The 20,193-nt window shown below is 59.2% G+C and carries 19 protein-coding genes and 3 pseudogenes; 12 read left to right on the top strand and 10 right to left on the bottom strand.

Annotated features, from left to right (window positions below; genetic code table 11):
* The first annotated feature begins 55 nt into the window (after positions 1-55).
* A complete protein-coding gene (locus tag C1A35_RS24735) occupies positions 56-244 on the top strand; it encodes a hypothetical protein (RefSeq protein WP_104666927.1) in 189 nt (62 codons plus the stop codon).
* A gap of 58 nt (positions 245-302) precedes the next feature.
* Here the strand turns inward: C1A35_RS24735 and C1A35_RS24740 are convergent, their stop codons facing one another.
* From C1A35_RS24740 to C1A35_RS24750, 3 genes and pseudogenes are all read right to left on the bottom strand, one after another.
* A complete protein-coding gene (locus C1A35_RS24740) occupies positions 303-626 on the bottom strand; it encodes a helix-turn-helix domain-containing protein (RefSeq protein ID WP_104666928.1) in 324 nt (107 codons plus the stop codon).
* A pseudogene (locus C1A35_RS24745) lies at positions 616-976 on the bottom strand (type II toxin-antitoxin system RelE/ParE family toxin). The gene C1A35_RS24740 and the pseudogene C1A35_RS24745 overlap by 11 nt, the downstream one beginning before the upstream one ends.
* Before the next feature lie 73 nt (positions 977-1,049).
* Positions 1,050-1,452: pseudogene (locus C1A35_RS24750) on the bottom strand (hypothetical protein); the annotation flags it as partial.
* 589 nt (positions 1,453-2,041) lie between these two features.
* Here C1A35_RS24750 and C1A35_RS36050 point away from each other — a divergent pair.
* Both C1A35_RS36050 and C1A35_RS24765 read left to right on the top strand, forming a co-directional pair.
* Positions 2,042-2,323 (top strand): hypothetical protein, encoded by a 282-nt coding sequence (locus C1A35_RS36050; protein WP_158665154.1) that lies wholly within the window; start codon positions 2,042-2,044, stop codon positions 2,321-2,323.
* Between the two features lie 108 nt (positions 2,324-2,431).
* Positions 2,432-3,103, top strand: coding sequence for a hypothetical protein (locus C1A35_RS24765; RefSeq protein WP_104666931.1), 672 nt, complete (start codon positions 2,432-2,434; stop codon positions 3,101-3,103).
* Positions 3,104-3,512: 409 nt separating this feature from the next.
* Here C1A35_RS24765 and C1A35_RS24770 read toward each other — a convergent pair whose 3' ends face one another.
* The 4 genes from C1A35_RS24770 to C1A35_RS24780 form a co-directional block, all read right to left on the bottom strand.
* The gene (locus C1A35_RS24770) at positions 3,513-4,622 is read right to left on the bottom strand and encodes a helix-turn-helix transcriptional regulator (RefSeq protein WP_104666932.1); all 1,110 of its coding nucleotides are present in this window, start codon (positions 4,620-4,622) and stop codon (positions 3,513-3,515) included.
* 85 nt (positions 4,623-4,707) lie between these two features.
* Complete coding sequence (locus tag C1A35_RS24775) at positions 4,708-6,414, bottom strand: SEL1-like repeat protein (RefSeq protein WP_158665155.1); 1,707 nt, start codon at positions 6,412-6,414, stop codon at positions 4,708-4,710.
* Between the two features lie 57 nt (positions 6,415-6,471).
* Positions 6,472-7,191 carry a hypothetical protein gene (locus tag C1A35_RS36055; RefSeq protein WP_158665156.1) on the bottom strand — a complete coding sequence of 240 codons (720 nt, stop codon included), beginning with the start codon at positions 7,189-7,191 and terminating at the stop codon, positions 6,472-6,474.
* A 193-nt stretch (positions 7,192-7,384) separates the two neighbouring features.
* Positions 7,385-7,825, bottom strand: coding sequence for a GNAT family N-acetyltransferase (locus C1A35_RS24780; protein ID WP_234822989.1), 441 nt, complete (start codon positions 7,823-7,825; stop codon positions 7,385-7,387).
* Between the two features lie 669 nt (positions 7,826-8,494).
* Here C1A35_RS24780 and C1A35_RS24790 point away from each other — a divergent pair.
* On the top strand, positions 8,495-9,136 hold the full coding sequence (locus C1A35_RS24790; protein ID WP_440271562.1) for a dioxygenase family protein: 642 nt from the start codon (positions 8,495-8,497) through the stop codon (positions 9,134-9,136).
* Positions 9,137-9,292: 156 nt separating this feature from the next.
* Here C1A35_RS24790 and C1A35_RS24795 read toward each other — a convergent pair whose 3' ends face one another.
* Positions 9,293-9,496, bottom strand: coding sequence for a cold-shock protein (locus C1A35_RS24795; RefSeq protein WP_034791723.1), 204 nt, complete (start codon positions 9,494-9,496; stop codon positions 9,293-9,295).
* Between the two features lie 145 nt (positions 9,497-9,641).
* Here C1A35_RS24795 and C1A35_RS24800 point away from each other — a divergent pair, with 145 nt between their 5' ends.
* A complete protein-coding gene (locus C1A35_RS24800; protein WP_234822990.1) occupies positions 9,642-11,276 on the top strand; it encodes an amidase in 1,635 nt (544 codons plus the stop codon).
* 80 nt (positions 11,277-11,356) lie between these two features.
* On the opposite strand, the gene C1A35_RS24805 is transcribed toward C1A35_RS24800, so the two are convergent.
* Positions 11,357-12,289 (bottom strand): LysR substrate-binding domain-containing protein, encoded by a 933-nt coding sequence (locus C1A35_RS24805; protein ID WP_272939268.1) that lies wholly within the window; start codon positions 12,287-12,289, stop codon positions 11,357-11,359.
* 87 nt (positions 12,290-12,376) lie between these two features.
* On the opposite strand from C1A35_RS24805, the gene C1A35_RS24810 reads away from it, so the two are divergent.
* Genes C1A35_RS24810 through C1A35_RS24820 form a run of 3 tightly spaced genes read left to right on the top strand, consistent with a single transcriptional unit; the run spans position 12,377 to position 14,844 of the window.
* Positions 12,377-12,856: a RidA family protein gene (locus C1A35_RS24810; protein WP_104666936.1), complete on the top strand. Its 480-nt coding sequence runs from the start codon at positions 12,377-12,379 to the stop codon at positions 12,854-12,856.
* A complete protein-coding gene (locus C1A35_RS24815; RefSeq protein ID WP_234822992.1) occupies positions 12,850-14,046 on the top strand; it encodes an aminotransferase class V-fold PLP-dependent enzyme in 1,197 nt (398 codons plus the stop codon). The genes C1A35_RS24810 and C1A35_RS24815 overlap by 7 nt, the downstream gene beginning before the upstream one ends.
* 15 nt (positions 14,047-14,061) lie before the next feature.
* Positions 14,062-14,844, top strand: a complete 783-nt coding sequence (locus C1A35_RS24820; protein WP_104666937.1) for an SDR family oxidoreductase — start codon at positions 14,062-14,064, stop codon at positions 14,842-14,844.
* A 658-nt stretch (positions 14,845-15,502) separates the two neighbouring features.
* Here the strand turns inward: C1A35_RS24820 and C1A35_RS37215 are convergent.
* Positions 15,503-15,783: pseudogene (locus C1A35_RS37215) on the bottom strand (type II toxin-antitoxin system RelE/ParE family toxin).
* A gap of 160 nt (positions 15,784-15,943) precedes the next feature.
* Here C1A35_RS37215 and C1A35_RS24835 point away from each other — a divergent pair.
* Genes C1A35_RS24835 through C1A35_RS24850 form a run of 4 tightly spaced genes read left to right on the top strand, consistent with a single transcriptional unit; the run spans position 15,944 to position 20,190 of the window.
* Positions 15,944-16,837 carry a transketolase gene (locus tag C1A35_RS24835; RefSeq protein ID WP_104666939.1) on the top strand — a complete coding sequence of 298 codons (894 nt, stop codon included), beginning with the start codon at positions 15,944-15,946 and terminating at the stop codon, positions 16,835-16,837.
* Positions 16,834-17,811, top strand: coding sequence for a transketolase family protein (locus C1A35_RS24840; protein WP_104666940.1), 978 nt, complete (start codon positions 16,834-16,836; stop codon positions 17,809-17,811). The genes C1A35_RS24835 and C1A35_RS24840 overlap by 4 nt, the downstream gene beginning before the upstream one ends.
* A gap of 11 nt (positions 17,812-17,822) precedes the next feature.
* Entirely contained in the window at positions 17,823-19,124 is a 1,302-nt protein-coding gene (locus C1A35_RS24845; RefSeq protein WP_104666941.1) for an aspartate aminotransferase family protein, read from the top strand.
* Positions 19,125-19,161: 37 nt separating this feature from the next.
* Positions 19,162-20,190 (top strand): polyamine ABC transporter substrate-binding protein, encoded by a 1,029-nt coding sequence (locus tag C1A35_RS24850; RefSeq protein WP_104666942.1) that lies wholly within the window; start codon positions 19,162-19,164, stop codon positions 20,188-20,190.
* Positions 20,191-20,193 lie beyond the last annotated feature (3 nt).

Genomic DNA, 20,193 nt, shown 5'->3' on the forward strand with positions numbered 1-20,193 from the left:
GCGTTGGGCCATACATGATGGTGTCATTTTCTCTGGTGGAGGAGAGGGCTACCAAGTGGGCCACCGTGCGTTTGCGCAGCACGAGCCCAGCATCGATGGCTATCCTGGACCGCTCGCCAAGATCCTATTGAAAGCTGCAGATCGTTTTGTGGTCGAGCCATTTGGCAAGCAGGAGCGCATCCAGGTAGAGTTCAACAGAATGCAGAGCCAGAAGGCGAACCGGAAGATGCGCGGGTTTTGGTGAGGTGCCACCAACCTTGACAGTCGCGTCTTTACACTGCGCCGCCAGTGCCAATGTGTCGCTAGGACAGTATCTCTAGGCCGTGTTTCCGGACGATCGAGAGCAGCTTCAATGCGGGGCCACTCGGCCGCTTCGCGCCCGTTTCCCATTTTTGCACTGTCGACTCGCTGGTGTTCAGGTAGCGGGCGAAGACTGGCTGGCTGACATGATTGTTCTCGCGCAGAGCCTTGATCTCGCTTGGCGTCAGCTCCTGCGGGATGGACAAGCAAGTCTCATCAAAGGTCTTCATGGTTTCCTTATCGATGGTGCCTGCCGCATACATGCCTTCAACGGCGCTATGGATCGCCTCAAAGGCATCGCTCTTGAACTTGCGCTTAGTCGTCATTGCAAATCTCCAGTAGGGCGCCGGTCTCGATTTCGGCGTCAAGCTCGGCCTGCGTCTTTCGCCGATAGAGTTCGGCAAGCTTCCGAAAGGCCAGGAGCTCGTCGTCATCGATGTTTGCGCGGGTCCTTCTTCGCGAACAGATAGGCGAACACCCAGTACTCACCGGCTTTTGCCAGAACGATCGAACGATGCAGGTTGCCGTTGAGCCGCTTCTTGAACACGCCGCCACCGAGATCGTCAGCCTGTCCGCGCGCGAATTGCTCAATCGCCCTGCAAAGGGCCTTGTCGGGGATCCGCGCCTTCTTCGCTGCCTTGGAAAACCAGGCCGTTTTGAAAGTCCGTTCTGACATCGCTTTATATAGCACCAGGTGCTACAACTATCAAGTTGCCGGAAAAAGTTGGGAGACTACGCTGCTTCCCCTAGAGACCTTGCAGGTTCGGACGCACCAGACGGAACGGCTTCGAACCGAAGAATGAGGAGTTCGCATTCTTTGAAGGCGTTGGAGGGGATCAGAACTTCCCAACCGCTATCGCGATCGCACCAGCGGATCTCACCACGCTTCATGTCTTCAAGACGACGCTCTGACGTCGGGAAATGCCCCCGTGGGCAAACAAGCAGTTGCGTGAGGTTCTTCTGGCGCAGACCGAGATGGAGGCAAAGGCGCAGCATGAGGAAGGATCGAACCGCTTCGGCCGCCGACCGCGGGTAGCGATCCTGATCCGGCATGCGCGGGATGATTTCATCGGTGATCTTGCGGTACTCGGCGAGCGGTCTGTCAGACTCAAGCACGGACATGATCGGCTCGAAGGGGTCGCGGTGCACACGCGCGCCGGCGGATGTTTGCGGTAAAGGATCAAGCTGGAGAGGTAGGACTTTATGTTCTCCAGGGTGCGCCTGGAAACAAGGGGCGCGATGCAGATATCGCAGAAGTCACATCCTACGTTTGGAGGAGAGGCGTCCGTTCAGGTGTCTTAAAACTCGGCTGGCCCTCTCGGCCCGAACCGCGAAAGCCCGGTTCCCTCGCCGGCAGCAAATTCTGCGGTTCGCCAATGACCTCGCCCTGAGGGCTGCCGATGCGATCGGTGTTACCGTGCAGGAAATCGCGGTCCGCGCGTCCTGCGCAGACCTGTTCACACGGGCTCAACAACATGAGGGCCTTGCCGTTCGCAGCGAAAGCCTCGAGGGCGGCGTCGGCTTCTAATGCCCCACGGCGATGGGCACCCTCTCGGCGTCGCTGGCTTCAGGCACAGACAACAGCCTGCACGCTCTCCTCCAAATGAGTGAGGCGGAGCCTGCTGTCGATGACGTAGATTTGGGACGTTTTAAACGCTGCGAGAACACAACCGACTTCAATAGAGGATGGGGAGTCGACGTTCGCGGTTCAGCATTCGCAATTTCGGGCATGGAGGAACACATGAAACGCATACATCTTATCCTGGGCGCAATGTTGCTTGCACCTGCCACGGCGAGCGCGCAGTGCGTCGAAGTAGTGAGAATTGGCAACAATCACGGCTTCTACAATGGCTGCAACGCGCCGGTGATGATCGGATACACGAGTGACTATCTCGGGAAAGGAACGGTCGGACCGCTTCGCTCCGGAAGCCAGGAAGTCACAGCAACTCCAGCGACATACGACATTTCGTACAGAGTCTGTTCCTACGACGACTGGAAGCGTAATGCCTGCAGCGTTCAATGACGCTTGAACATGATACCCCCCACGCTCACTAAAGCTATCCGTGCGGCCAGCCTCGTGATCCGGCTTGACGGATGCGGTGGCACACGGAGACCTCATAAGGGACAGCGAATGAACTCGGTGCAGACAATACTCGCAGCTTTTGCCATCTCCTCTACAGCTTTTTCCGCCGGGCCTTCCTTGGCTGCGGAGTGCGACTTTCAGAAGCCGATCGGGAGTTGCAGGGGCCGCATAACACTGGATAAGATTGGCGGGTCCAAGCCGAGCTATTCCGCGGAGATAACAGTACGCAGCTCGGCTGCGTCGTGTTCCAAGGTGGAATACTACCTGGACAACACACCGCATTCGACAGTGCTGAAGAACAGTAGCTCCGCCCACGAGAGCCTCTTCGACGCGAAGCCGATTACCAGGAAGAACATTCAAATCGAGCGATGCACCCGATATGCCGAGGTACCAGCGGATGCCGGACGAGATTCTGCATCCGGACCCGAGTTCTTTCGGGGTCATTGGTCCGGGTCGGCGGGAATCCTCGTTTTTCGCGGACCGGTCGAGGTGACGATCAAAAGCGTCAGCGGAAATCGTGCTTCTGGGTTCACATACTTCCCTCGAGACGGTTCCCGTGAGGAAATCGTTGGAACGATTAACGGTAATGCGCTCAGCTACAGCTATACCAACGAACTGGGGACCATGCACATCACGCTGACAAGGAACGGGCCGAACAGCCTTGGATATCGCGGTGTCGATGACGCGGCCGTCATCACGGGAAGCTTGACCCGGCGCTAGAGGTGGCGACGAACCGCGAGCGCAAGTCGCGGAGATCTTCGCAGTTGCACTTACTCTGAGATTCTCAGCCCACAGAATCTCAAATTAAATGCCAACCAAGAAAAGTACGGCCGCATTCTTGCGTTCAAGTTCCAAACGACACTCAGGCATGTCTTCGGTTCGATCTACAAAGGGGCGCCTTGCAGCACTGTCTGGCGGCTGTCGGCCGCTGCTGGTGATTGGTTTGCGGATTAGAACGCGGGGGGCCACCCCATCGCCTACATCTCAAAGATTCATAGAACTGGACCGGCGACCATATCTCGGACAGGCGTCAGGGCAGTTGGACGACGCAGTACTCTGCACATCGATCGGCGTACGGATGAGGCGATGTCGGCGACTCACCATGATCGACGGTGGAAAATTTACTCAATCAATCCGCTTTAGCATTACCCGACACGGCGTTGATCAGAGCAATTAGCTCAGTCTGGCGGTGCGTTCCGGTCTTGTCGAAGATCGATCGAAGATGTGTCCTCGCCGTTTCGTAGCTAATCGATCTAGCCGTCGCCGATTGCTGTAGCGAGAGTCCCCCGGCCAAGCTCATGGCCAATGTAGCCTCTGCTTTGGTCAAGCCGAGCACTTGGGAAAGCACGGCAGGATCTGTTTTGGAACGCGGATTGAGATCTTCAATCAGACATACGCCGACTGAATGGCTGAAGACATCCGGAATAGCGCCGCCAAGCCGTTGAATCCGAAGAAGTAGCGGTCTTTGGTGTTCTCTTTCAATCAAGATTGGCTGGTTGTCCTGGGGCTGCAGCCAACCAGTCCCGAGCACAGCTTGCATACGCTTTCGAATCTTGGCGGTTTGCTCACTCTTGCCGGTGCGGAGCTCGTTTTGAAAGACGGTCAGGTGACTTCCCATGCTCTTGGAGGCCTCAGCATTGATCGCTGTCACCTTGCCATGCCTGTTGAAGAACACAGCCCCAATCGTAGCCTTGTCGAACGCTTCGACCATCCCTTCTACCTTGGATGCCGACATGTTCTTCATGATGGTCGTCGAGACCATCAGCCTGTCGCGCATCAATCCGAAAATACTCTCATGCTCAGTGTCGAAAGGATCCTCGTCCATCTTTCGATGCAGCACGAAGCATGTGAGGTCGTCTCCGCCGTTGAAGCCGACGATGCAAGTCCGCCCCAGACCGAACTTGGACTGGGCGCGATAGTATTCCTCGGTCTCGAATTGGGTTCTGGAGGTGTAGTGCTGCTCGAGAACCGTCCCTCGGGCAGCCAGAATGGGAAACCCACGGGTTCGCCATTCTTTCTTGTCCCAGCCGCCGTCAAAATATCCTTCGAGTGCAGGCAGCAGGCTGTCGGTTGAGATTAGACCACCCGGGAATCGTCCTTTGACGGGCACAATGTTGACCCCGAATGCGCTGGTTGCATCTGCAACGCCCTGAAGGATCTCCGGCCAAATCGCCGGATTGAACGCGGCCTCAAGGGTCCGGTCCAGCGCTCGATCGAGTTTGTGTAGATCAATGAGCATAGGCGGCAGGAAACTCGGGAAGTTGTATTTCAGAACAACCTACACAAGAACTCAGAAAAGAAAAGTGCCTCCACCTGCACCGATTTCATTGCACCGCAGTCACCCGCTCCTGGCACATAGCATCGACGGCTGCTAGTGAACCCGTTCCAAATTTCCCGTCGACCGGTCCTTTGTAGGCGTAGAGGTGAGCGAGTCTCGATTGAAGCGCCTTCAGGAAATCTCGAGGCCATTCGTTCCAGTTAGTTTTGAACGTGCTGCACACATCGTCACTTTCAGCCATCGCAAGTTCCTGAAGATCCACCGCCAGCCACGTGTCTTTCTTCACTCCCATTCCCCGCGCAAAAAGGATGGCAAGGTTTGAATTGCCCCATTGTTCTCCCGCTGCCCCAGCCTTCTCATACCAGCGGCCGGCCTCGACGTAGTTCAGCTTGGTGCCACTTCCTGAGCCGTATAGCAGGCCGAGTTGGTTCATCGCATGGGCATTGCCAGCGTCAGCTGCTTTTCTAAACCAAACCAGAGCTTCTTTCGGATTTTTCTCAACGCCCATGCCATCGCGGTATCGCTCCGCGACCGTGCTCATTGCCGACGAGTCGCCCGCTTCTGCACCTTTTTTATGCCACTCGAATGCAGCGCGGTCGTCCCGAGGCGACAAGCTTTCGTAGGCGTATGCCACCCGCCAGTGAGATTTTTCGCCCTTTTCGACCGCTTGTTGGTAGTATTCTATCGCACGTTGGATGTCCTTCTCCACGCCCTCGCCGCTCTGATACAGCTCGCCCATAGAGGTAAGTGCACTATCGTCGCCGAGTTCGAAGGCCTTCTGGTACCAGGACATCGCCTTGGTGAAGTTCTTCTCGGTGGTTTTTGAGAATCTGTAGATCCTTGCCAGCGCCTCGGCCGACGTGGCATCACCGCGTGACACGCCACGTTCCAGCCATTTGATCGTCTCACCTACATTGCCTTCAACTTGGTAGTGACCGGCAATTCGCAGACACACTTCTGGGAACTGTTCGGATGCGAGCTGGTACCATTTCACGGCTTCGGCTCGGTCTTGAGGGGCGCCCATGCCGTCGTAGTAGGCGTCGCCCAGGCGCTTGTAGGCAGCATGCTCTTTTAATTCGGCGGCTTTTAGATACCATTTGAGAGCAATCGCATCGTTCTCATATCCCACGCGATACACGTCGCCCAATAGGAGAAAGCTTTCTGCGGTTTCCACGCCAGATATCCAGTGGACTGCCTGGTCCAGATTCCTTGAAGGCTCTTCCATAAAATACCTGCCAATCTGCAAGGCGGCATGAGCATCGCCCTGGATCGCGGCGAGTTTGTAGATCTCAACCGCTTTTTCTTGATCTTTCACCGTACCCGAACCCGACATGTACGCGTCAGCCATACGGACGGTCGCACGCGCGCTTCCGAGCGTATGGGCCCGGTCAAAATAGTAGAAGGCCCTGGAGTGATCTCCGGCTTCATATAAGGCTCTGCCCGCCTGATAGTTCAATCTGGCGTTTTGCGGGTCGTTCTCGACAGCAACAATACAGGGTGGCACAGCGGTTACCGAAACCTTCGCTTCCCCTTTTATCGTAGCGGGTTTTTGTTTGTCAGCAGGATCTGCGGAAAGCAGATCGCACGCCGCCATGGCATCACCCGGTGGCTCCTGTCGAGCGGCAGGCTTGGTCAGTTCATCCGGTCCTATTTGCGCGGGTTGGCCATGTACATCAATAGCTGGCAGTGCCATCAGCACGGATGCGATCGAGATCAGACGAATACCATTGAGGGCTGAGGCTTTGCGGATCATTGCAGAGTATGCGTCCTGTGTGGTGTTAGTGGTCGCTGCAGGGTCGGCGCGCAAATACTAGGGTAGCGTACAAAGTAGATCGCTTTTCTCCCGCATATCGCAGACCACTATTTTGGCCTTGGCGGGAGCTGCCGTGACGTTAGTCATGATGCTGTCTTGGGTGCCGCCAGGCTTGATTACTCCTGACAGACCCCAGCCCCGCGCGCCTCTTCTGGGCACACAGTCTGTGTCGCGGCCCTTGTCATGATAGCAGGTCAAAACCTTGATCGGATAAGAGCAAGCGTTCCTGATGACCACGAAATCCCAATCGATCTTACCGCGATTGGGCTTTGGTGTGATTTGGGCGCAACTTGAGGATCCGTAAGGCGCGAAGCGGTTCGGGTTCAGATTGACCGCGATGGGCTTTTCCTGCTTGCCGTTGAGTATTCTTTCCCTCGTCGCTCCAGCCCAGTCTGGATCAGGATCGACATTGACCTTTTTTGATGGTTGACCGTCGGACGAGCGCGTGGATCCGGAAGGTGATTTGGTCGTCTTGGGTGATTTGTTCGACCGAGGTCGCATCATCGCGCACTCGTTCATATGGTCGTCGTAGATCTGTTGGCGGTACGAACGGCAATCCACGTTGCCATTTGGATAGGTTCGTATGCAGTCGCTGTGCCAGCCGTTCGCGCGCTGAAGGGCATCTGCTGTGCACTCTTCGTAAGTCATCGCGGCGGCTATGGTCCATTGGGTGGAAACGAATCCACAAAGCAGCGCAGTGATGACGAACTTACGCACATCAACCCCTCATCGAAGCAATCTCTTGTCGCAAAGCAAGTATGCAACCAAATAGGGCAAGTTTGATCGAAGTTGCGCAATCCTGATAGGCGCTGACGTCGGTAAACTTTCCTCACTTGAGGTTATCGTTGAATCGCCCGGAGCGTACATACTCCACATGGGGTAAACATTACGAGGCGGCGGTGCTCCCGGATCACTCTTGCCCGTCGAGTGTCATCTCGACCATGGTCGTGCGAAAGCCTGCTGTAGCGAACAGCCGTTGAGCAGCCTCGTTCCTATGCGCTGTGGAGAGCACGATCAGGTTCGCCCCTCGCGCTTTTAACTCTGCAATGGCCGCATCGAGGAGCATCCGGCCAATGCCTTGACTGCGCTTTTCAGGCTCTACGAAAAGATCGTGAATGACGCCCGCCGGTCCTCGGAGCGCCATGTAGTCATAGCCCTCAAGTGAGGCATAGGCGTAACCGACAGTTGTCGTTTGCTGTTCGGCAACGAGAAGCACGACACCGGGTTTTCCAAGCTGACTTCGAAGCCAGCGAGCATAGGAAAGCTCCGTATCGGTTCCCGTCGCCAGGAAGCGCTTGGGATCCCATTGATGATGAAGCGCCATCAGCAGCGATCCGTGCGTGCCGAGCACGGGCGCATCCTCTTCTCGGGCGGCTCTGATCTTAGTTCTGGATGACATTTTCGCAGCACGATCTATCGACATTGTTAGTCGAGCGATGACTCCTGATGGGCCCAGTCGAACAGGGTTGTATCGTAAATGAACTGCGCCGGGGTTCAACGGCCTAAGGCGAAAGCAAGCACAGCTGTCTTTCCCGCCTGAGGCTCTTCGCCGAATTCAACCCTTCGTCGCTCATGGGCCGCGCCTCAGTGGCTGCCGACCTCGGCCCTGAGGGACGACAAGCAGGCATCTTCCAGATGGCCGCTCATGCCGAACGTGCCGTCGGATTTCGCACTGTCTGCAGGCGAGCGCTGTCGCAGATACCGATCACCAAATTGAGTCTGCTTACAGCGCCGGGTGAGGGCACGCCGCCGAGATCATCAGCTTTGTCCGCGTGCGACTTGTCCAATCGCCTCGCAAGGGGCCTTGCTGGAGGTCCGCACTTCTTCGCTGCCTTGGAAAGCAACGCCGTTTTGAAAGTCGGTTCTGACATCGCTGCACTAGCACTAGGAGCTGTGATTGTCAGGTTGTCGGCAGAAATTGCGGTGACGGCGCTGATTCCCACGGAGCGGCCGAACGGCGGATAACGGAAATTTGTTCAATGCGGTGTGCGGGCCAGCGCGATGCCAGGCTGCCAGGAAGATGCTGTGCCTCATTTCCGCCGAAACCGCCGCGACAAACTCAGCGATAACCTGGAGAAAGCTGATGCCGTCCCGTCGACAAATTTTGTCCTTGCTTGCCGTCGGGCCAGTGCTCGCGCCCATCAATGCCTACTCGACCGCTCCGGCGCAACTCGCGCCGAGCCCGTCCTGTGTAGATGACGACGATCTGACGCCGGCCCAGACCGAGGGTCCCTATTTCACGCCCAACAGTCCCGAGAAACAGGATTTCACCGGCGATCTCCCCGGCGGCGAAAAGATCACCCTCGCCGGCTACGTGCTGAGACAGGACTGCCGGCCGGTTGCCAAGGCACTGGTCGAACTGTGGCATTGCGACGAAACCGGAAACTACGACAACGACGGCTACAAGCTGCGCGGCCATCAATTCAGCGATGCCGAGGGCCGCTGGTGGTTCAACACCGTCGTACCGGGTCTTTATCCGGGCCGAACACGGCACTTCCACGTCAAGGTGCAGCGGCCGGGCGCCAGAATTCTTACCACCCAGCTCTATTTCCCCGGGGAGCCAGGCAACGCCGTCGACTCGATTTTCCACGAGGCGCTGGTACTCGATGTGACCAGAAACGGCGGCGGCAAGTTCGGGCGTTTTGATTTCGTCGTGCAGTGAGATCGGTTCAGTAAAGAGCCTTTGGCGTAGGCGTGGGCGGCAGTGCCTCCGGCCCTGTGTCTCGCGACGACATCATCGACATTGCCCGGTCGCTGGTGCGGCCGGGCCGGTAGGGGAATGCAATGAAGCGAATTCTCAAGGTGTGGGAAGCGAAGTTCAGGCTGACCTGACGTTTTCGGCCTTCGACTTTCCGGTCTTGCGATCCTGACCAAGTTCATAGCTGACCTTTTGACCGTCGCGCAGTGATGTCGCGCCTTCCAGCGCCGACACATGGACAAAGACGTCCGGTCCACCGTTGTCGGGCGTGATAAAACCAAAACCCTTGTCCTGGTTGAAAAACTTAACAGTACCGGTGGCCATAATCATCCTCGTCAGCTGATTGGTTGCATTTAGCGGTTCGACCATACCCAGCGCCGGTCCTTACGGCAATCGCGCATGGCGTGTGCCTGGCACCTATCGCGTTGTCGGTCGAAGCTTTCCTGGCCCGCACGCCCGCGGCTCTTCGTTGCAGCAGCCGAACATCTGGCTCGGCTTCCCAGCCAGCCGCTTCGGTACCCCGATAGTCTGCTTGGTTGGCGAGAGATACCCCGGGCTTTCTCGAACCGGAGTTTTCGGAATAGAATCGCGAGTGGAACTCGAGGGGAAGTTCATGCTGGTTGAGTACGACGATCTGGATTGTTTCGGATTGGCGGAACTGGTGAAGGCCGGGTCCGTGTCGGCTCTTGAGCTGGTAGAGACGGCAATCGCAAGGATCGAGGCTCGCAATCCGGTTCTCAACGCCGTTGTTCTCACCATGTTCGATCGGGCGCGGAGTGCAGCGTCCGATGTGGATATCAGTGCGCCTTTCGCAGGTGTTCCATTTCTGATGAAAGACCTGCTGTCGGTTGTTGAGGGTGTGCCCACGTCTCATGGCAACCGCCACTGGGCGAAGCTTGCCGCCGGCGGCGATTCGGAAATCGTGAAGCGCTGGAAGAAGGCGGGGTTGATCATCCTCGGCAAGACCAACACCCCTGAGTTCGGGCTGACCCCTTATACAGAATCCGAAACCTTCGGCCCGGCTCGGAACCCATGGGACCTTGAGCGCACGCCGGGCGGCTCCAGCGGCGGCTCGGGAGCGGCAGTCGCAGCTCGCATCGTGCCGCTCGCCTCCGGGGGAGACGGTGGCGGCTCGATCAGGATCCCGGCATCGGCCTGTGGGGTCTTCGGGATGAAACCGACGCGCGGCCGCACCCCGTCTGGTCCCCATATCGGAGAGCCCTGGTCGGGTTTCGCCGTCGAGCATGTCCTGACGCGGTCGGTGCGCGACTCGGCCGCTCTGCTCGACCACGTCCAGGGGGCCGACGTGGGGGCGCCGCACTATCTGCCGCGCTTCTCGGGCTCCTTCCTCGACGCCGTCCGAGAGCCGGCCCGGAAACTACGAATCGCGGTTTCCTCAGCGCCGATGCTCGGTGGTACAGTCGAACCGGAGGTCCTTGCCGCGTTCGCTGACGCAGCAAGGCTGTTGGCCGAGCTTGGTCACGAGATCGTCGAGGCAGCGCCCCACGTCGACGCGGAGGCATTCTCACTGTCATTTCTCACCGTGCTCGCCGCGGAAATGCGCGTGGACATGGAAGACGCGGCCAGAGCGGCCGGTGTTCCGATTAGGGTCGAGGATTTCGACGCCTCCACGATCGGCATGGGCCTGCTTGGGCAGGCTTTCTCCGCTGGCGATCTTGCAAAGGCCCTGCGCTACCTCAAGCTGGCAGCGCGCGGCGTCAGTTCCTTTTTCGAGACCCATGACGCGCTCATGACGCCGGTGCTTTCGCGCTTGCCCCCGCCGATCGGGGCGCTTCAGCCTTCGCCTTGGGAGAAGACGATCATCCGCGCGATCGGCCGCGCCAAGGCCGGTTGGTTGCTTCGAAGGCTCGGGATTGCTGAACGTCTTGCCGCAGACACGTTCGCCTTTATGCCTTGGACGCCGGTGTTCAACGTGACCGGACAGCCTGCAATGTCGGTACCGCTTTTCTGGACGGATGGTGGTTTGCCGATCGGCATGCACTTCGTCGGCCGCTTCGGCGATGAGGCAACATTGTTCCAACTCGCTGGCCAACTTGAAAGGGCGCGGCCATGGTCTGACCGCAAGCCGCCTCTTTGCGGGTGAAGGAGAACACGAGCCGCTCGACGAGATCGGAGGCGGTGTAAAATCGCATAATGTAGCAACTGGAAGGAGCCGCACGCTTTCTACGCCGATCGGGTCATCTCGTTTTTCAACCAGCCGACAAACGCTTCTATCGCTGGAAGTTTCTTCGAAAGCGGGTCGAAGGCTGCCCAGTAGGCTGCCTTCTGTGAGTTCAAGGACGCCGACAAGGGCCTGACCAGCCGCCCGGCTCGAATGTGCTCGCGAACAAGAAGGCCGCGCCCCATGGCGACACCCTGACCATCGAGGGCGGCTTGCAAGACAATATTGTAGTCAGTCAGGCGGGTCTGCCTGGCCTTCTCAAGCGGAAATCCGGCCGCCTGCGACCACAGCTGCCACTCAAGGCCGCTCTTGGCCTGCAATATCTCGTGGCCGAGAAGATCCAGGGCGGATTGAAACTGGGAGCCGTCTCCGTATAGCGCCGGGCTCAACACCGGAAACAGATCTTCGTTTGCAAGGTGCACGCAGAACTGTTTGCTCGCGCCAAAATCGCCAAATCGGACCGCGATATCCGCTTCTCCGCGCGAGACATCGACAATGCGCAGGGTCGGATCCAAGTCGAGTTCGATCGCCGGGTGGCTCTTGAGGAACCCGCCAAGTCTGTTGACCAGCCAGTTCGCGGCGAAAGAGGGGAGCAAGCTCACACGCAAGCTGGTCTGCCCGGATCGCGAGCGCACCCTTGCGGTGCCCTCCGACAGCACCGTGAAGGCCTCGTCAACGGTGGCAAGAAACATCGTGCCTGCCTCTGTCAGCTCTATGCTCTTGCTCTTGCGACGAAAGAGCGGAGTACCCAGAGCATTCTCGAGCTGCTTGATGTGGTGGCTCACCGCGCTTTGCGTGATGAGCAGTTCCTCGCCGGCCAATCGGAAGCTCCCCCGGTTTGCGACCACCTGAAAGACCCTGGCCGCGGAAAGGGGTGGGAGGAGTGGGGAACTGCGCAACGTGCCGATGCCTCGCGGATGAATGACGGCTGACATTAACGAATTCGATCGCAGGGCGCAAAGCTTTGAATTGGCGGGCTCCTCGGATTTCTTCCATGAAGCAAGAAAGAAAAGGAGAACGCGATGACGATATCCATCCGTGACAAACTGGCCACTCTTGGCCTGGAACTGCCCGCACCGACCTCTCCGGCTGCGAACTACATTTCGGTCGTCCGCACGGGCAACCTCCTGTTCATTTCCGGTCAGATCAGCAGGGCACCGGATGGTGAGATCATTGCGGGCACCCTGGGTGCCGACATCTCTAACGATGAGGGCGTGCAAGCGGCACGTATCGCAGCCCTCAACGTTTTGGGATTGATCGCCGCCAAAACAGACGGTTCGCTTTCGTCTGTCCGTCGCATCGTGAAGCTCGGCGTATTCGTCGCGGCAACGAGCGCGTTCAAGGATCAGTCAAAGGTTGCAAACGGTGCCTCGGACCTGATGGTTGCGGTGTTCGGCGAAGCCGGGCAGCACACGAGGGCCGCCATTGGTGTCAGTTCGCTTCCCTCCGGGGCAGCCGTCGAGATCGATGCGGTTGTGGAACTGGAGCCGACCAGGTGCTGAGCGACGCAAAAATCGACAGCCTGCGCAACGACACACCCGGCTGCGCCGAGCGGAGGCACTTCAATCACGCCGGCGCTTCGCTCCCTCCAAAGCGCGTCACCAAGGCAATTATCAACCACCTGATGCTGGAATCGACGCGCGGTCCGATGGAAGCCGCCGCATTGATTGCGGACGAGCTCGCGATGCTTCGTGCCAACGCTGCCAAATTCATCGGTGCCGAGGAAGGCGAGGTTGCGTTCGGTGGATCGGGGTCTGCCCTTTGGGGGAACGTGTTTGCCGCGTTGCCACCGCTGGGGTCGGGCGACCGCATTCTCGTTGGCCGACAGGAATGGGGCGGCAACGTCGCATCGATGCAGCGTGCGGCAAGCCGTGCCGGGGCCAGCATCGAGATCATTCCCTGCAGGGAAGACGGCAGTGTCGATCCGAACGCTCTTTCCACAATGATCGACGACAAGGTGCGCCTGATCTCGCTGACATGGCTTCCTGCCAATGGGGGATTGATAAACGACGCCGAAGCCATCGGGCGGGTAGCCAACGCGGCTGGCATCCCATACTTCGTGGATGCCGGGCAGGCACTTGGTCAGCTCCCCATCGATGTGTCGAGGATAGGTTGCGATGTTCTCAAGGCGGCCGGCAGGAAATACGTCAGGGGGCCGCGCGGAACGGCTCTCGTCTACGTTCGCTCTAGGTTCCTTGAGAAGCTCGATCCCGGTTTCGTCGATGTGAGCTCCGGCCCTCTGGTGAATGGAAAAGTCGAGCTGAGGAAAGACGCTCGCCTGTTCGAAACGTCCGAGGCGCCTATATCACTGCTCCTGGGGCTCGGCGCGGCGATCGCGCTGGCTTTAGAGTTGGGTGTCGAGGCGATCCAGGCCCGCATCGCCCTCCTGGCAACCCAGCTTCGGGAAGGGTTGAAGCGCATTCCGGGGGTCGAGGTGCGCGACCTCGGCGCAAAAAAGTCAGGCCTCGTCTCTTTCACCGTGGAGGGAGTTTCTGCATCGGTTGTGAGAAGCAGGCTAGCTGAGAAAAGCATCTCAATCGGGGCAAACGGCATAGCCTACACGCCCTTCGACATGACCGCGCGTGGTCTACAGGAAATAGCCCGAGCCTCGGTCAGTTACTTCAATACTGCGGCAGAGGTCGATGGCCTTGTCCATGCGGTTGAACAAATCGCAAAAGATGCGATCCGATAGAAGGAGGGAACTGCGATGGATCTGGGAATAAGGGGCAAGCGCGCGATCGTCTGCGCGAGTTCGAAAGGGCTGGGCAGAGGCGTGGCGCAGAAGCTCGCGGAGGCGGGCGTGATCGTTACCCTCAACGGTCGTAGCCGGGAAACGTTGGAGACCGCCGCGAAGGAGCTTCGCGAGCTGACAAATGCCGAAGTCAATGCCGTGGTCGCCGACGTAACGACCGCAGAGGGACGGCAAAAGCTTCTCGAAGCGGAACCGAAAGCCGACATCCTCGTGACCAATGCAGGAGGACCGCCGCCCGGGCTGTGGTCTGATTGGGAGACGAATGAATGGTTGAACGCATTGAACGCCAACATGCTGACCCCGATCATGCTGATGAAAGCGGTTCTGCCCGGCATGATCGACAGGAGCTGGGGGCGCGTCGTCAACATCACCTCCGCGTCAGTAAAGTCACCGATCCCGGAGTTGGGCCTGTCCAACGCGTCGCGCAGCGGCCTGACCGGTTTCGTAGCAGGGACGGCAAGGCAAGTCGCGAAACATGGCGTAACGATCAACAACCTCCTGCCGGGGTCGCATGAGACCGATCGTGTAACCGTGCTTCTCCAGCGAAGGGCAGAAATGAAGGGCATCTCGATTGAACAGGCGCGGCGGGAGGCGCATGCGGAGAATCCGACCGGGCGCTTCGGCACCATTGAGGAGTTCGGCGCCACCGCGGCATTTCTTTGCAGCCAGTATGCGGGCTACATTGTCGGCCAGAATATCCTGCTCGACGGCGGCGCTTTCAGGTCAACGCTTGCATGAATTCCAACTTCCCGCGGCATGCAACGCCTTGCGCGACGCCAACTGCAATTCATGCTCTCAGCAACTGGTCGCTCCATCAGAAACTCATCCAGACGTCCTCATAGTCGGGGCGAGCACACTCGCCACGTTCCCAAAGCCGCACCAACCGGTCCGCAACGGCTTGAACGATCCCGAGTTTCTGGAGGTGATCCAGAGCCGCGTTGACGGTCGGCTTAATAAACTAAATAGCCATTTTGTTAAATAACGAGCTCGCTTGTTTAACGGTGGGGACGGAAGCGGATTCGAAACCCATTGGGGCAATCGCCATAGCGCAAACGAGTGATTTTGAACGATCTCGGCGAACAAAATTTTCTGCGACCTGTGCAGAGCGTATGCGGCGCCTTTGGGTCGCGCGGCGCAGTCGATGCTACTCGACCGATGTCTGCCGAGACATCTCGTTTTTTTCGTGCGGGTAGACGGTCTCCCCGATTGGGGTCGCAGCGATCGTCTTAATCTGTTCGGCCAGATCCGCAAGTTTTTGCGCAAGGTGTTGGAGTTCGGCCGTGGAGTTCGTGCCCTTGGGGGCATCTTCGACGCTACGTTCGTGCACGCTCTCGTCCTTCTTTCCGTTGGACTTGGGAACTCAGTATATTTCCATTTACGCATATAAGGCTACAACTCAGTGCGATTGTTTGTCCGTTTTCGTCGCGGCGAGCAAACGGCACCCCTCACTTTGATCACGACACGGGCCGAGCAGATAGGCGAACATCCAGTACTTAACGGCGTTTGCCAAAACGATCGAACGATGCAGGTTGTCGTCGAGCCGCTTCTTGAACACGCCGCCATCATCAGCCTGTCCGCGTGCGACTTGCTCAATCCTTGCAAAGGGCCTCGTCCGAGATCCGCGCCTTCCTCGCTGCCTTGGAAAACCACGCCGTTTTTGAAAGTCCGTTCTGACATCGCTTCATAGCGCTGGCGGAGACTGCGCTGCTTCCCATAAGCCGGAGTCCGCTAGAAGTGGGTCTCCATCGAAACGGGGATCAAAAACCTGTTGCATAGCCGCTGTTTTCCTATATCTTATAACTTATAAGTTACAAGCAGCGGGAGCAGATCCTTGTCAATGCGACAGAACCCAGGCGGCCATCTTTCGGTGGCGCGCAGCCATGAACTATTGTCCGGAGAACAGCTTGCCTTCCTTCAGGAGCGCGCGCGCTTCATCAGGCTCGAGACGCTTCGGTTGATCTCGATCGCCAAGGTGGGCCACTACACCTCGGTCTTTTCCTGTGCGGAGATCTTTGCAGCGCTCTATTACGATGTGATGCGGCTCCGAAAGGGCGAGCCGGCCTTTGCCGACCGGGACCGCTTCCTGATGGGCAAGGGACATGCGGCCGTTGGCCTTTTCCCCATTCTCGCTGATCTCGGCTTCTTCGATCCCGCATGGCTTGAAAGCTATACGCGGCTCGGCAGCCCCCTCGGCGATCACCCTGATATGACGAAGGTCCCGGGCGTCGATTTCAGCTCCGGGTCTATCGGTCATGCCCTGTCGAACGGCGTCGGCATGCTGCTTGGCGCGCGCTTCCAGCAGCGTGATTTCAATGCCTTTGTCCTGCTTGGCGACGGGGAAATGCAGGAGGGCCAGGTCTGGGAAGCCGCCTTGTCCGCCGCCTCGCACAATCTCTCCAACCTGATCGCCATCGTCGATCGCAACGGCTACCAGCTCGATGGCAAGGTCGACGATGTCATAGCGATAGAACCGCTTGATGAGAAATGGCGCGCCTTCGGCTGGGAGGTTCACACCGTCGACGGCCATGACCTTGAGGCGCTGACGACGCTGCTGCGCGCCGCAAAGGCCGACCGTGCCCGTACAAAGCCGTGCTGCATCATCGCCCGCACCGTGAAGGGCAAGGGCATCGACTACATGGAAACCGAACCCGGCTGGCATCTCGGCTATCTCGGTGCGGAAGATGAGGCCAAGGCCCGCGAAACGATCCTGAACACGGTAATTTCCCAATGACCCAACTGCTTTCCAAGGACTCGTGGCAGTACCGCGAGATCAACCGCCGCGCACCCTCGCTCCCCACGCTGTCGAATGCGCTCATCGCCCTTGCCGACGCCGGCCATCCCGTCATGGCGGGCACGGCGGACCTGCAATATTCGAACGGCCTTTCCGGTTTCGCCCAGCGCTATCCGGAGCGCTTCGTGCAGTTCGGCATTTCCGAGCAGAACATGGTCTCGGCCGCCGCCGGCATGGCGACGACAGGCGTCATTCCCTATGTGGCGACCTTCGCCTCGTTCCTTGCGCTTTTGTGCTGCGAGCAGATCCGCATGGATGTCGCCTATTGCAAGCAGCCGGTCCGCCTGATCGGGCATCACACCGGCATCTCGCTCGGCTTTTACGGAACGTCCCATCATGCGACCGAAGACATTGCCATCATGCGCAGCATTGCCAACCTTGCGGTTGTCTCGACGGCGGATGGGCCGGCGCTCGATGCGGCCCTCAGGGCGACCGTCGACTATCCGCTCCCCATCTATTTCCGCATCCACCGTGGGCACGATCCGGTCGTCTACGAGGACGGCGTCGCATTCGAACTCGGCAAGGCGATCGTACACGGCATCGGCAAGGACATCACAATCATCGCAGCGGGTTACCCGGTGCATGGCGCCAAGCGCGCGATGGAGGAACTGAATGCCGCAGGCCATTCCGTCGGTCTGATCGACATGCATTCGATCAAGCCGCTCGACGAGGATGCGATCATCGAGGCCTCCGCTCGTTCGAAAATAATCCTGACGGTCGAGGAGCACAACATCCTCGGCGGCCTCGGCGGAGCCGTTGCGGAAGTGCTGGCCGAAAAGGGCAGGGGCGCCCGTCTCGTCCGGCACGGCATCCGCGACGAATACAGCCTGATCGCACCCCCCACCCATCTCTACAGGCACTACCGCCTGGACGGCGACGGCATCCGGGCCGTGGCGCTCGAGAACATTGCGTAAGGAGAATGCCGATGTCGACGAACAACGAAACGATCGCCGCGCGCGCGCAAACCGTCATACCCGGCGGCCTGTTGAGTCCCAGCCGACGCCTCGGCGCGCCGATCGCCTTCGCCAGGGCCGAGGGAGCCTATCTCTATGATGCCGATGGCAACCGCTACACCGATTATCACTGCGCCTTCGGGGCCAATGTGCTCGGCCATCGTCCGCCCGCCGTCGCTGCCGCGATTGCCAAGACGGCCGAAAACCTCGACCTGATCGGGGCCGGCGTGCTGGAGCTGGAGGTCGAGGTGGCCGAACTGCTCGTGAACGCGATCCCCTGCGCCGACCAGGTGGCGTTTTGCAGCAGCGGCTCGGAGGCAACCTACCATGCCCTGCGTCTCGCCCGGGCCTACACCGGGCGCAAGCAGATCATCAAGTTCCAGGGCGGCTACCATGGCTGGCATGATTACGTCGCCATGAACGGTCAGTCGAGCCGCCAGATGATCGGCTCCTACGATCCGATGTCCGACGGCATGCTGTTTGATGCCGCCCGCCACACCGCCATCCTGCCCTATAACGATGCCGGTGCCGTCGAGGACTACATCCGCCAGAACCCCGGCGAGGTTGCGGCGATCATCGTCGAGCCGATCGCGCACAATATGGGCGCGGTCATTGCCGAGAAGCAGTTCCTGTCCGACCTGCGCCGGATCACCACCGAGCACGGTGTCGTCCTCATCTTTGACGAGGTGATCACCGGTTTCCGGCACGCGCTCGGCGGCTACCAGTCGATCGTCGGCGTCACGCCCGATCTTTCGACCTTCGGCAAGGCCGCCACGAGCGGTTATCCGATCGGCATCGTCGCCGGCCGGCGCGAGATCATGGAGCGGGTTGGCCGGACGGGCGAGGGCGCCGTCTTCATGGGCGGCACGTTCAACGGCACGCCGTCCTCGATGGCGGCCGTCAAGGCGACGATCGAGGAACTGGCCAGGCCGGGGGTCTACGAGCGGCTGTTTGAACTTGGCGCGTATCTGCGCGGCGAGATAGACGGCATCATCGCGCGGCACGGCCTGAAGGCGCAGGCCGCCGGTTTCGGTTCGGTCTGGCTCGTCTACTTCTTCGACGGCGCGTTCCGCGACTACTCCGACCTCCTGCGCAACGACAACGATCTGGACATGCGCTTCCGGCGGGCCCTGATCGCCGGCCGGCAGGTCTTCCAGCCGCTCCAGCTCAAACGCCTCTACCTCTCGCTGAGTCACGATCGCGCCGTCCTTAACGACACGCTCGAGCTCATCGACACGACCATGGCCGGCCTCGCGCGTTCGGTCGCGGCCTGATCTTTCAAACCTGCTCTCAAAGATAAAAGGGGAACCCATGAGAACTCGGTTTTTTGCGATGATGGCGAGTGCTGCACTCGTCGTCGCATCTCCAGCGCTGTCCCGCGACCTGACCGTCGTCGGCTTCGGTGGCGCGACGCAGGAGGCGATGCGGCAAACGCTCTTCGAGCCTTACCGGAACAAGGTCGGCACGCCGCTTCTGGAGGAATCCTATACGGGTGGCATTGCCAAGGTGAAGGCCATGGTCGAGACCGGCACGACGACCTGGGATGTCGTGCAGATGGACGAAAACGAGATGATCCTGGCCTGCGACCAGGGTCTGCTGGAGCCTTTCGATTGGGCCAGTCTGCCGAACAGCGCCGAGATCATCGCGGCGGCCAAGTCCGATTGCGGCGTCGGCGCCTTCGTCTGGTCGAAGATCCTCGCCTATGACGGCGACAAGACGAGCGGTGTCACGTCCTGGGCGGATTTCTGGAACCTCGAGAAATGGCCGGGAAAGCGCGGCCTGCGCAAACAGGCGCGCATGACGCTCGAAGTCGCCCTGCTCGCCGACGGCGTAAAGCCGGAGGAGCTTTACGCCGTCCTGGCGACGAAGGAAGGACAGGACCGCGCCTTTGCCAAGCTCGACGAGATCAAGCCGAGCATTCAGTGGTGGGAGAGTGGCGCGCAGCCGATGGAATGGCTGGCCTCCGGCGAGGTGACGATGACCTCGGCCTATAACGGGCGCGTCATCGCCGCAAACCAGCAGGGACGGCATTTCACGATGTCCTGGACCAACCAGCTCTATGCAATGGACTTCTGGGCCATCCCGAAGGGCGGCAACAGGGACCAGGCGTTCGACATCGTCAACTTCATGACGAGCCCCGACCCGCAGAAGGCCTTTGCCGAGAAGATGGTCTACGGCGTGACCAATGCCAAGGCGATGGACAGCATCTCCGCCGACATCAAGCCGCAGCTTCCGACCGCCGAGGAAAACATGGCGGGCGCGCTTGCCGTCAGCACGCCGTTCTGGGTGGATCACGAAGAAGAACTTCAGCAGCGCTTCAACCGCTGGGTCGCACAATAAGGG

The organism is Ensifer adhaerens (genome assembly GCF_002940685.1).
Lineage (GTDB): Bacteria > Pseudomonadota > Alphaproteobacteria > Rhizobiales > Rhizobiaceae > Ensifer > Ensifer adhaerens_E.